Source organism: Amycolatopsis sp. La24 (assembly GCF_029087445.1).
GTDB lineage: Bacteria > Actinomycetota > Actinomycetes > Mycobacteriales > Pseudonocardiaceae > Amycolatopsis > Amycolatopsis nivea.
The window spans coordinates 1-11,886 of record NZ_JARACH010000039.1; the positions used below are offsets into that span (position 1 = coordinate 1).

An 11,886-nucleotide genomic window follows, 5' to 3' on the forward strand; every position below is an offset into this window, starting at 1 on the left:
GAAGCTTGATTGTGCTGACGGTCTGGGGTGGCTTGTCAAGGCGGGAAAGATGCCTTGACAAGCCACCCCAGACCGCAGGAGAGCTTCGTATCGGGGTGCGGGGGAAGTGTGGGTGCACTTCGAGCTGGGTGCATCGGTGGCGGTTTCGTTGGCGGCGGGGCTTGCGCCCCAATGTGGCATTGGGTGCATGCGACGCACCGTGGCGGCATCCCAAGCGGGCGCGCGGCGAACGAGTTGAAGGCCGTGAGGGGAACCCTGAGGGAATCAGAGTCAATGAGGGTGGCCCTCACGTACCGGAAAAGGCGTGAAGGGCTCCTTGAGGGACTTAGATTCCCTGAAGGGGCCCTTCACGCGTTGGAGCGTCAGCGGGTTGCGGTGGCGGGGGTCCAGAGGGCGTCGATTTCTCGTTCTGCTGCGGAAAGGCTTTCTTCGGCATGCGGGCGGAATTCCGCCAAAGCGGGGTTGACGTCTGCCATGGTGAATTCTGCCGTGATGAAGCGCGGTTCCAGGCCGGTCAGGGAAAGGCCGTGCGGTAGCCAGCCTTCTGCGTGGTCCCAGCCGTGCCTTGGGGTGCCTTCGCCGTAACCTCCGCCGCGGCTTGCCAGGACCAGGAGTTCTCGGCCGCCCAGGACTGACGGGTCCTCTCCTGCCGCGGCGATCATGCGGTCTACCCACGCTTTCACTGAGCTGGGGGCGCCGTAGTTGTAGAGCGGGAGGCCCAGCAGCACGGTGTCTGCGGCCAGTACTTCTGCGGCCAGCTCTTCGCCGATTCGGGCGGCTTCGCGGTGGGCTGCGGTGTGTTCGGACGCGGGGGTGATGCGCGCTTCCCAGGCCAGCGGGTCCAGGTGCGGGATGGGGTTCGCGCCCAGATCTCGGTAGGTCACCGTTCCGTCTGGGTGGGCGGCCTGCCAGGCCTGAGCCGCGCGTGCGCTGAGTTTGCGGCTCACCGAGCGGTCGCCGTTGATGCTGGAGTCGAGGTGCAGCAGGTGTGCCATGTCGATGACCGTCCGTAGATAGTTTGTGTAAGACAAACCATTTATAGCACGGCAGCTACCTGGACTGTCTCGTAGACTGGACACATGGCTCCGCTGCCGCTCGTCGCCCAGGCTCCGCGCAGGTCTGGTGCGTTGCTCGAGCACTTCGCGCGCCGGATCCGGCTGCGCGCGGAGAGCGTGCTCGCTCCGTTCGGGCTGCGGCCTCGGCATTTGATCGCCCTGACCGTCCTGCAGACCCGCGGTTCCAGCACCCAGCAGTCACTCGCGCAGATCCTCGAGATGGACAGCACCAACGTCGTCGGCCTGCTCAACGACCTCGAGGCCGACCAGCTGATCGAGCGGCGCCGTTCGCCGGAGGACCGCAGGCGGCACGTCGTCGTGCTGACCGACCGGGGTGCGAAGGAGCTGGCCCGGGCCGAGGCGGCGCTCGCGGCGGTCGAGGACGAGGTCTTCGCGGCGCTCGATCCGGATCAGCGCGAGCAGCTCTACAACTTGCTGTTGCAAGCGGCTTCCGGGACGGTCGACAGCAGCTCCTGCACCGAGGAGCCTCCGCCGACCTGCTGACGGGAGGGGCAGCGAATGGACGGTGCCGCCGAGCGGCTGGCGAAGTACCGCGCCATGCGCAACTTCGCGAAGACCGACGAGCCAGCTGGTGCGAATGCCCCGAGGGAACCCGGCTACCGGTTCGTCGTGCAGCGGCATCGCGCGCGGCGGAAGCACTACGATTTCCGGCTCGAGCTCGGTGGCGTGCTGGTCAGCTGGGCGGTGCCGAAGGGGCCGACGCTCGATCCGAAGGCGCGGCGGATGGCCGTGCACGTCGAGGACCATCCGCTGGAGTACGCCGATTTCGAGGGCGTCATCCCGCGCGGCGAGTACGGCGGCGGCGACGTGATCGTGTGGGATCGCGGACGCTGGGAACCGGTCGACACCGACGATCCCGAGCAGGCGCTCGCGGACGGGAACCTGCACTTCGACCTCTACGGCGAGAAACTGGCCGGGCGCTTCGTGCTGATCCGTCCGAAGAAGGACGACGACGGGAAACAGTGGTTCCTGCTGCACAAGCAGGACGACCACGCCACCTCGGGCTGGGACGCCGAGGACCATCCGAAGTCGGTGAAAAGCGGGCTCACCAATGACGAGATCGCGGCCGCTCCGCCTGCGTTGTGGCGGAGCGATCTGCCCGCGACCGAGGCGGAAGTGCCGTTGCACGCAGTGTTCGAGCCAGCATCCGAGGATGAACTCGAAGCGCTGAGCGAGCTGGGCAAGCAGGGCACGTGGACGGTCGCCGGGCGGCAGTTGAAGGTCACCAATCTCGACAAGACGTTGATCCCCGGACGCGACGGCGAAGCGCCGATCACCAAACGGGAACTGATCGAGTACTACACCCGGATCGCGCCGACGATGCTCCCCTACCTCGCCGGCCGCGCGCTCAACACCAACCGGTTCCCCGGCGGGGTCGGCAAACCCGGGTTCTGGCACAAGGAAGTCCCCGACCACGCGCCGGAATGGCTGCACCGCTGGCATTACGAGGCAGCCGACCCCGGCGACGTGCAGCAGTACCTCGTGCCCTCCGGCGTCGCGGATCTGGCCTGGCTGGCCAATTTCGCCGCGCTGGAACTGCACGCCTGGACGTCGCGCACGTCCGACGTCGAGCATCCGACCTGGCTGCTGTTCGACATCGACCCCGGTTCGGAAACCTCGTTCGACGACGTGCTCGCGCTCGCCCGGCTGCACCGCACCGCGCTCGATCACTTCGGGCTGATCGGACGGCCGAAGACGACCGGGCAGCGCGGGATCCAGATTTGGGTGCCGATCGAGCCGCGATATACGTACGCCGAGACCCGGTCGTGGGCGGAAACCGTGTCGAAGTCGATCGGCAAGATCGTGCCGGACCTGGTGAGCTGGGCGTGGCACAAGGACCGCCGCGGCGGGCTGGCGCGGCTCGACTACACGCAGAACGTGCTGAACAAAACCCTCGTCGCGCCTTACAGCGTGCGGCCGAAGCCGGGGGCGCCGGTGTCCGTCCCGCTGGAGTGGGACGAACTCGACGACCCCGACCTCACTCCGGATCGGTGGACGATCCGGACGGTGCTCGATCGCGTGGCGAAGGCGGGAGATCCGTTCGCGCAACTGCTTGACGTGCACCAACGCCTGCCGCAGCTGTCGTGAAAATCCCGGCCGCGGCCACGACGGCGAAGCCGATCAGCAGGTAGCGCGCGGACGTCACCATCGACGGCGCGCCCAGGTTCACCAGCAGACCCGCGATCGACGCACCGAACGCGGTCGCCATCGTGAGCACGGTCGCGATCGCCGCTGCCGCTTGCTGACCGCTGGCCATCGCGGCGACCGACAGGTGCGGCATGGCGATGCCGATCCCGGTGCCACCGGCGAGAAGGACGACCAGCCAAGCCAGCACCGACGCGTTTTCCTGCTGCAACAAGGCAAGTACGACGAACGCGGCCGCCAGCAGCGTCGGTCCGGCCAGGCAGAGCAGCCGGACGCGACGGGCCGAGGAGCTGACGATCTGCCCGGCGGACCAGCCGAACGACAGGGCGGCGGAAAAGAAGCCCGCTGCGGCAGGCGGCAATCCGCCGAGATGCTGGCCGAACAGCGGCAGGAACGACTCGACCGAAACTCCGGCGGCGAGGCACATGATGGTCAGGTAGATCCATCGCAGCGGCGAGCCGGAATAGGTCTCAGCGGGCAGCACCCGTACCGCGGCGCGCTTCTCGACAAGCAGAAACGCCGCCACGAAACCGAATCCCAGCACGATGAACGCGGCCATCGCGACGACGTTGGTCAAGATTCCGGCGACGCTCACCGCTCCGACCGCACCCATGACGGCTACCAATGCGAAGGTCGGCACCGGAGTCGAGTCGCCGCTTCGTTCGCTGCGCGGGAGCGCCCGCGGCACCAAGGCCGCGATCACGACCGCCGCACCGGCCAGCACGACGAACGCCGCCCGCCACGAACCGAATTGCGCGAACAACCCGCCGAGCGCCGGGCCGACGAGGTTGCCGACGCCGAACATCGCCGAGATCAACGCACTCCCCCGCGCCCACAAATGCCGTGGCAGCGCCGAGTGAATCACCGCGAACCCCAGTCCGGTCAGCAATCCGGCGCCCAAACCCTGCACTCCGCGTCCGGCCAGCAGCACCGGCATCGCCGGGCTCACCGCGCACACCACCGAGCCCGCCGCGAAAACGCCGAACCCGAGGTAGTACGCCGTCGCGTTGCCGAGCCGCGCGAGCGCCCGGCTGACGAACATCGTCGCGACGACCTGCGCGACCAGGAACGCCGTCATGTTCCACGCGTAAAGCCGCTCCCCGCCGATGTCGGCGACCGCGGTCGGCAAAAGGCTTGCTGCCACATAGATGTTGACCGCGCCGACCAGTACGCCGCCGGCCAGCACGACCGCGGTGCTGAAATGCACTCTCAATTCGCGCCACGAACCCACTTGCTTCTCCTCCCGGATGCTGTGCGGTCGCATCATGTCCGGGCGGGAGACCCCGGTAATCAGACAAATCAGGCGTTAACTGGGTCACACTTTGGTGAGCACCACCAGGTAGCGGCACGGCTCAGCGCCGGGGTTCTCGTACGCGCAGTCGACCGGTCGGCCAAGCTGGAGGCAGTCGCCCGCGGCGAGTTCGTGCACGACGTCGCCTTCGTGGAACCGCAGCTGGCCGGACAGCACCCAGACCTGGTGCTCGGCGAAGGCGTAGGAGCTGGCCGGAAATCCGGCTTTCGCGCCGGGCGGCAGCTCGATTTCCACCAGCTCGGTAGCCCCGTGCCCGGGCGGCGAGACCGCGCGGCGCACGTAGCCGGTGACCGGGTCCTGCCAGGTCGGCTGATCCTCACGACGCGCGAGGCGACGGTCGTCGTCGCCCTCCGCGCGGGCGATGAGCTCGGACAGCGTGAGCCCGAGCGCGGTGGCGAGCCGGCTCAGCAGCACCGCCGTCGGCTGCGCTTCGCCACGTTCGATTTTCCCGATCATGGCACGGGAAACTCCGGAACGTTCGGCGAGCACACCCGCGGACAGCGCACGGTCCTGCCGGGCTTCGCGCACCGCCGCGGCGAGCGAGGCGGAGAGGGGATCGGTCACAGTGGTCGACTATAGCAGCGGATCATGTCTACTATCGGGGACATGTTGATCCGACCTGCCGAAGAACGGGACGCCGAGGCGTGCGCGGCGATCTACGCGCCGTACGTCCGGGACACCACGATCAGCTTCGAGGCCGAACCGCCGACGGAGATGGCCGCCCGGATCGCGAAGGCGACGAAGTCGTACGCGTGGCTGGTGCTGGAAATCGACGGCGAGGTGGTCGGGTACGCGTACGGCAGCCCGTACAAGGAGCGCGCCGCCTACCGTTGGTCGTGCGAGGTCAGCGTCTACCTGGCGCAGGATCGTCGGCGCGCGGGTGGCGGGAAAGCCTTGTACGAAGCCCTTTTCGCCCGGCTCGCCGAACGCGGCTTCCGGATGGCGGTGGCCGGGATGACCCAGCCGAACGAACCCAGCGTCGGACTGCACAAGGCGATGGGCTTCGAACTCATCGGGACCTGGCGACGGATCGGCTGGAAACACGGGGCCTGGCGCGATGTCACCTGGATGCAGCGAGAACTCGTCCCCGCCTCCGACGACACACCGGAAGAACCGCGTTAATCCACGCCGAGGTCGAGTTCCTCGATGTCGTTCTCCAGCCGGGCGCGCCAGGACCACTTCGGTTCCGTCCAGTCGGTGTCCGACGGCGGCGGCTCGCCCAGCGGCAGCGCGGGATCGACCACGCCGTGCGTCACCCGGTAGGCCAGCGCGGACGTCGCCGCGCGGATCCACTTGTCGCCCGCCGCACCGGACGGCGGCGCGACTCCGAACGCGTGCGTGAACCACACCGGCAGCAACGCGCTCGACCCGATCGCGTCGGTGATCCGCTCGCGCAGCCGGGAATGCAGTTCTTCCCAATCCCGCTCGCACTTCTCGATCTGCGGCAGCACCCGGGTCCGCGTCACCTCGTCCGCGGCCAGAACCTGGTGCGCCGCTTCGGCATCCTGCTGCGCGGCGGGCAGCTGGCGATCCAGCACACCGCGTCGTCGAGCGACCACTTCGGACAGTCGCGACTCCGCGTCGTCCCGTTCCGGCGTGCCACGCTCGGCTTTCGCCAGCACCTCCAGTACGGCGATCAGCGCTTCCTCGCTCTGCGCCAGCACTTCCCGTGCCTGCGGCAGCCGCGCGACGTCCTCTTCGTACGGCCGGCGCTGGCTCGGCGTGAGCAGCTGCGCGGCCAGACTGTGCCGCCGCTCCGCCTCCGCGGCGAGCTGCCGCAGCCGCGGGCCGACGTCGTCCAGGTCGACCACCGGCACCTTCTCCGACACCCGGACCGCGCGTTCGAGCACCAGCAACCGCTGGCGGAGCCGTTCGAGCTGCCGGGCCGTGTGGTCCAGCCGAGTTTCGTGCCGGGAATGGGTTTCGGTGAACGACTCGACCGTCTCGCGCAGTTCGGAAAGCTCGCGGACGGTGCGGTTTTCCAGATCGTCGACGGTCTCCTGCATCCCGCCGACGGTGTCGGTGAGGGCGACCAGTTCCGGATCGGCTTCTGGCCCCTCCTCGGCGGGGTAGTACTCGGTGTCGCGGTAGTACTCGGAGTAGGTCACCGCGCCTCCTGCACCAGAAACGCCACGGTCGCCACCGTGGTGAGCGCGGCCAGGACGACCACGATCGGCTGGGCCGTCGGCCCGGTCCCGATGAGCGCGGCCGCGGTGAAGATCGCGGCCAGCGCCCCGCTGTACGCGGCCCGCTGCCGCCGGTTGACCATCAGCGGCGTCGGCCCGAGCGGCCCGAACGCGATCCGCAATCCGGCGCCCAGCAGCGGCAACGCGAGCAGCAGCCAGACCGCGTTGAGCGCGCCGAACAGCATCATCGCCCCGCTCACCATCCCGACCGCGACCGGCGCGACCGCCAGGTACAGCGTCGTCCGCTGCACCTTCCCGCGCTTCGCCTCCAGCCGGGCGAGCCGCACCTGCTCGACGGCCGCGTCGACCTCCTTCTCGGTGCTCAGCAGCGCCTCCGCCCGCTCGACCAAGGCGTCGAGCGTCTGCGTGCGTTCGTCTTCCGCCTGGTCCGGCAGCTGCGCCAGACCCGCACGAAGCTCGCGGCGGAGCGCGGACGCGCGCGCCATCACGTGGTCGCGCTGGTCCTCGGCAGGCGTAGTCACCTGGCCACTGTAGGTACGAAGCGTGCTGAACCCGGGGAACGACGCGACTTCGGCCCGATCCGGTCAGAGGCGCAGCAGGTCTTTCCCGACGACGACCTCGCCGTCGAACCCGGCAGCGGCGTGGTCGTGCCACACCTCGTCGGCGATGTCGGCGTCGGTCGGGACGAAATGCGACAGCACGAGCGTCCCGACGCCCGCTTCCTTGGCCAACGCACCGACTCGCTCGACACTCGTGTGGCTCGCCAGCAGGTGATCCCGCAGCGTCGTGCCGTTGTAGCGGCTCACCATGGCGTCCACCGCGGGCACGTACATGACCTCATGCACCAGCACATCCGCACCAGCTGCCAACCGCACCAGGTTCTCGCACGGTGCGGTGTCGCCGGAAATCACGATTGACCGGTCCGCTGTGTCCACGCGGTAGGCGAACGCGTCCACGATCGGCGGGTGATCCACGCGGGCCGCGGTGATCCGGACGTTCTCGTCCTCGAAGACCACGCCGTCCCCGGTGACCTCGTGCGGGTCGAGCAGTTCATCCAACGGGCGCAGACCCTCGTCGCCGACCCGCGTGTCGATGTCGAAGCGGTTCAGTGCCAGGAAATGCCGGGTCATCTCGGCGAGCGGCGGCGGGCCGAACGCCGGGACCCGCCGTTCCAGGTTGGCGGCCCAGGCCAGCAGGTAGAGGTTGCCGTAATCGGCGTTGTGGTCGGAGTGGTGGTGCGTGATGCCGACCGCGCGCAGCGAGTCGAGCGGGATGCCCGCGTGCACCAGCTGCCGGGCCACGCCGTTGCCACAGTCGATCACGTAAGCGGCTCCGTTGACGACGATCGCCTGCGCGGGAGCGCTCCGGGTGCGTTTCGGAGCGGGACCGCCCGCCGTGCCCAGGAGGATGAGCTGCGTGGTCATGCGTACTCGCTTTCGAGGTTGAAGGAAACAGTTCGCGACCGGCGCGCCAGCCACACGACGAGCCCCAGCACGCTCCAGGCTGCCAGCGCGAGCAGCGCCGGCAGGGTGATCTGCTTGAGCAGCAACCAAGTCTGCACCCCGAGGATCGCGACGCCGAGCACGGACAGCACGGCGTGCGACGTCCGGCGCATCCGGAACGGGGCCGCCGCGTGCAGTTCCGGACGCTGCCGGCGCACCCGCCACGACGCGATGATCAGCAGGGTGAGCAACGGCCCGGTGACGATCGACGTCATGGCCGCGATGTTCGCGACGCTGAAGCCGGCGAGCACCGGGACCACGCCGATCAGGTAGAGGATCGCCAGCAGCCAGTGCGGGGTGCCGAACCGGCGGTTCACCGCGCCGAGCCCGGCGGGCAGCCAGCCGTCGCCGGTCGCGGCCAGCACGGGTTTCGTCGCGGCCAGCAGCAGCGAATTGATGTGTCCGATCACCGACGCCATCGCGCCGCCGAGGATGAAGAACGCGAAACCGCCCGGGGAAAGGATGTGGCGGGCGACGTCCGACATCGGCTTGCCCGCCGACGCCGCCGCGCCGAGCACGCCCACCGACGGGATCGCCACGACCACGTAGATCACCGCCGCGACGAGAGTGCCGCCGACGACGGACAGCGGGATGTCGCGTCCCGGCCGCTTCATCTCGCCGCCGATGTCGGCGATCAGGAACGCACCGGTGGTGGCGAAGGTGAGCATGGCCGCCGCGTTGAGCAGGCCGCTGATGCCGTGCGGGGTCAGGTTCGCGAACTCGCTCAGGCGCACCTGCCCGATTCCGGCGATCCCGTACAGCAGGAAGGCGGCGAGCATGACGACCGCGAGCACGATGCCGACCCGGCTGGAGAACGTCGCGCCCGCCAGGTTAGTCAGGAAGAACACCGTGATCAGCGCGATCGCCAGCGGCCGCACCGGAACGCCCGGCACGAGCGCGCTGACGTAGTTCGCCCCGGCCAGCGCCATCAGGCTGAGCTGGATGACCGACACGGCGGACAGCCACATCGACGCGAATCCGGCACCAGGCGAGACCAGCCGCGCGGCGTAGGTGTAGCGGCCGCCGGTGACCGGCATCGCGCTGCCGAGCGACGCGATCGGCAGCGAATAGACGATCACCGCGAGCGCCGCGATGGCGAAGGCGATCGGCGCGCCGGCCCCGGTCAGCGCGATGGCGGTGCCCATCAACGCGACGACCCCGCCGCCCACTACCTGGTGGAACGAGACTCCGACGGCTTGGAAGAGGGAGATGCTTCGCTTGAGGTTCGCTTCTGCTTCGGTCGGCATCGTGATCACTGCCTCCTGCTGGCCGTTGTCGGTCGGCACAGCGTGACCCAATCCGCGACGCTTCGGAAATACCGAATGCCCGCCCGGACATAGCCGTTCGGGAATACCTCGGGATAGCCGGGCAGGCATGGGAACGAGCAAATCAGGCATTGGACGGGCATGGCGTCCGGCAAGAACGATGAGAAGCGTTCCTTCGCCGACTTTGTGGAGTTCCCATGACCGTGGCCCTCGCCGAAGCGGCCGCCCGCGACCTCGACGCCCAGGATCCGTTGCCGACGTCGCGGGCGCAGTTCCACGTTCCGCCCGCGACCGGCGGCGGCTACCCCGAGACGGCCTACTTCGCCGGGAATTCCCTCGGCCTGCAGCCGACCGCGACCCGCGCCGCACTGGACGCGGAACTCGCCGACTGGGCCCGGCTGGGCGTCGAGGGCCACGTCGAGGCAGCGCGTCCGTGGGTCTCCTACCACCAGCAGCTGCGCGAGCCAGCCGCGCGGCTCGTCGGCGCGCGCCCGGCCGAGGTCGTGATGATGAACTCGCTGACGGTCAACCTGCACCTGATGATGGTCAGCTTCTACCGGCCGACTCCGGAGCGGCACGCGATCGTCATCGAGAACACCGCCTTTCCCTCCGACAGCTACGCGGTGCGCAGCCAGGTCGCGTTCCACGGCTACGACCCGGACGAAGCCGTCATCCGGCTTTCACCGCGTCCCGGGGAATCGACGTTGCGCAGCGAGGACGTCGCCGGCTGGCTCGCCGAGCACGGACATCGGGTCGCGCTCGTCCTGCTCGGCGGGGTCAATTACTACAGCGGGGAACTGCTCGACATCCCGGCGATCACCCGCGCCGGGCACGCCGCCGGAGCGATCGTCGGCTGGGATCTCGCGCACGCGGCGGGCAATGTGCCGCTGCGGCTGCACGACTGGGCCGTCGACTGGGCCGCTTGGTGCACCTACAAATACCTCAACAGCGGACCGGGTGCGATCGCCGGAGCCTTCGTGCACGAACGGCATCTCGCGGACCGTTCGCTGCCGAAGCTGGCCGGCTGGTGGAGCACCGACCCGGACGTGCGGTTCCGGATGCAGCCGACCGTCACGCCGGTCGACACCGCCGACTCGTGGCAGCTGTCGAACCCGCCGATCCTCGCGATGGCCCCGGTGCGCGCCTCGCTGGAGATGTTCGACGCGGTGGGCATGACTGCGTTGCGCGCCAAGAGCATCCGGCTGACCGGTTACCTCGAAACGCTGCTCGACGAGGTCTGCGCGGGACGTCCGCTGGAGGTGCTCACACCCCGCGACCCGGACCGTCGGGGTGCGCAGCTTTCCGTCCGCCTGCACGGGTTGGACGCCGACGACGTCAGCGCCGCGTTGCGGAACCAGCACGGCGTTATCGCGGACGCACGCCGTCCGGACGTCATCCGCCTCGCGCCGGTGCCGATGTACTCCACCTTCCACGACTGCTGGCGCGCGGCGACCGCACTGGCGGAGGTCACTGGCGGTTCTTGCGCCGGATCTTGATCGTCCGCAGGTCGGTGACCGCGTAGTTCAGGTCCCGGTACGGGAGGCCGTGCGCGGCCAACGCGGCGGTCGCGCCGTCTTTGGCCGCACGTTCGTCGTCGTCTGGACCGGCCGGGACCTGGCAGCGGAAGGTGAACGCCGTCGCGTTGACGTCGTGTGTGAAGGTGCCTTCCTCGGTGAAGGCGACGTCGGTTTTGTCCTCGAGCGAAGTCCGGGCGGCCTCGTCGAGAGAGTCGAATTTGCCGCGGATGATTACGCGGAACGCGTCCATGTCAGGTGTCCTTCCGGGTCGCATAAGTCAGAACTTGTTCGCTGAGCAGGCCTTCCACCGCGTCGAGGAGCGTGAGCGCCGCCTCCGCGATGTCGTCCGGCCACTCGCCGGCGACGGTGCGTTTGCCGATCTCGCCGTACAGCAGGCTGTGCACCCACCCGATCTGTGCGGCGACCAGGCGGGGCACCGGATCCCCCTGCGCCGCACCGGTTTCCGCGACCAGCAGGTCGGCGAGTTCGGCGACCATCTGCTCGCCGAGTTCCCGCAACCGGGCGGCGAGCGTGGGCGCGGCCAGCATCATCGGCAGCACCCGGCCGAACCCCGGGCTGAGCCCGATCGTCCGCGAGCGCTGCTCGATCTCGCCGCGCAGGCGGTCCAGCACCGCGCGCGCCGCGGACACTCCCGGCTCGCGCGCCTGCACGATCCCGGCCAGCCGTCCCGCCGACGCCTCCGACGGCGGCAGCACCAGGTCTTCCTTGACGCGGAAGTGGTTGTAGACGGTGTTGACCGCGACGTCGGCGGCCTCGGCCACCTCGGCGATCGTCACCGCCTCGAATCCGCGGTCGACGAACATCCGCAGCGCGGTTTCCGCGATGCGCCGCACGGTCTCCTGCTTCTTCCGCTCTCGAAGTCCCACGCCGGAAAGTGAAACAGACTGCAAACTTGGTGTCG

The 11,886-nt window shown here is 69.0% G+C and carries 13 protein-coding genes; 4 read left to right on the plus strand and 9 right to left on the minus strand.

Features of this window, described 5'->3' with window-relative positions:
* Positions 1-362 precede the first annotated feature (362 nt).
* Entirely contained in the window at positions 363-995 is a 633-nt protein-coding gene (locus PUT80_RS29885; protein ID WP_275294189.1) for an NAD(P)H-dependent oxidoreductase, read from the minus strand.
* 84 nt (positions 996-1,079) lie between these two features.
* On the opposite strand from PUT80_RS29885, the gene PUT80_RS29890 reads away from it, so the two are divergent.
* Together PUT80_RS29890 and PUT80_RS29895 are read left to right on the plus strand one after the other, a co-directional pair.
* On the plus strand, positions 1,080-1,559 hold the full coding sequence (locus tag PUT80_RS29890) for a MarR family winged helix-turn-helix transcriptional regulator (protein WP_037818398.1): 480 nt from the start codon (positions 1,080-1,082) through the stop codon (positions 1,557-1,559).
* A gap of 15 nt (positions 1,560-1,574) precedes the next feature.
* Positions 1,575-3,164, plus strand: coding sequence for a DNA polymerase ligase N-terminal domain-containing protein (locus tag PUT80_RS29895; RefSeq protein WP_275294190.1), 1,590 nt, complete (start codon positions 1,575-1,577; stop codon positions 3,162-3,164).
* On the opposite strand, the gene PUT80_RS29900 is transcribed toward PUT80_RS29895, so the two are convergent.
* The gene (locus PUT80_RS29900; protein ID WP_343076908.1) at positions 3,055-4,524 is read right to left on the minus strand and encodes an MFS transporter; all 1,470 of its coding nucleotides are present in this window, start codon (positions 4,522-4,524) and stop codon (positions 3,055-3,057) included. The two genes, PUT80_RS29895 and PUT80_RS29900, sit on opposite strands and share 110 nt — an antisense overlap.
* A 12-nt stretch (positions 4,525-4,536) precedes the next feature.
* The gene (locus tag PUT80_RS29905; RefSeq protein WP_275294191.1) at positions 4,537-5,097 is read right to left on the minus strand and encodes an XRE family transcriptional regulator; all 561 of its coding nucleotides are present in this window, start codon (positions 5,095-5,097) and stop codon (positions 4,537-4,539) included.
* 42 nt (positions 5,098-5,139) lie between these two features.
* On the opposite strand from PUT80_RS29905, the gene PUT80_RS29910 reads away from it, so the two are divergent.
* Positions 5,140-5,655 (plus strand): GNAT family N-acetyltransferase, encoded by a 516-nt coding sequence (locus PUT80_RS29910; RefSeq protein WP_275294192.1) that lies wholly within the window; start codon positions 5,140-5,142, stop codon positions 5,653-5,655.
* On the opposite strand, the gene PUT80_RS29915 is transcribed toward PUT80_RS29910, so the two are convergent.
* From PUT80_RS29915 to PUT80_RS29930, 4 genes are all read right to left on the minus strand, one after another.
* Positions 5,652-6,641, minus strand: coding sequence for a hypothetical protein (locus tag PUT80_RS29915; protein WP_134732770.1), 990 nt, complete (start codon positions 6,639-6,641; stop codon positions 5,652-5,654). The two genes, PUT80_RS29910 and PUT80_RS29915, sit on opposite strands and share 4 nt — an antisense overlap.
* Positions 6,638-7,201, minus strand: a complete 564-nt coding sequence (locus PUT80_RS29920) for a hypothetical protein (protein WP_134732769.1) — start codon at positions 7,199-7,201, stop codon at positions 6,638-6,640. Before PUT80_RS29920 ends, PUT80_RS29915 begins: the two co-directional genes overlap by 4 nt.
* A gap of 63 nt (positions 7,202-7,264) precedes the next feature.
* Positions 7,265-8,104: an MBL fold metallo-hydrolase gene (locus tag PUT80_RS29925; protein WP_134732768.1), complete on the minus strand. Its 840-nt coding sequence runs from the start codon at positions 8,102-8,104 to the stop codon at positions 7,265-7,267.
* Positions 8,101-9,468, minus strand: coding sequence for an APC family permease (locus PUT80_RS29930; protein WP_158714557.1), 1,368 nt, complete (start codon positions 9,466-9,468; stop codon positions 8,101-8,103). The genes PUT80_RS29925 and PUT80_RS29930 overlap by 4 nt, the downstream gene beginning before the upstream one ends.
* Before the next feature lie 176 nt (positions 9,469-9,644).
* Here PUT80_RS29930 and kynU point away from each other — a divergent pair, with 176 nt between their 5' ends.
* Entirely contained in the window at positions 9,645-10,943 is a 1,299-nt protein-coding gene (kynU, locus tag PUT80_RS29935; RefSeq protein WP_275294193.1) for a kynureninase, read from the plus strand.
* Here kynU and PUT80_RS29940 read toward each other — a convergent pair.
* On the minus strand, positions 10,915-11,214 hold the full coding sequence (locus PUT80_RS29940; protein ID WP_275294194.1) for a DUF6204 family protein: 300 nt from the start codon (positions 11,212-11,214) through the stop codon (positions 10,915-10,917). The two genes, kynU and PUT80_RS29940, sit on opposite strands and share 29 nt — an antisense overlap.
* 1 nt (position 11,215) lies before the next feature.
* Positions 11,216-11,851: a TetR/AcrR family transcriptional regulator gene (locus PUT80_RS29945; protein ID WP_275294195.1), complete on the minus strand. Its 636-nt coding sequence runs from the start codon at positions 11,849-11,851 to the stop codon at positions 11,216-11,218.
* Positions 11,852-11,886 lie beyond the last annotated feature (35 nt).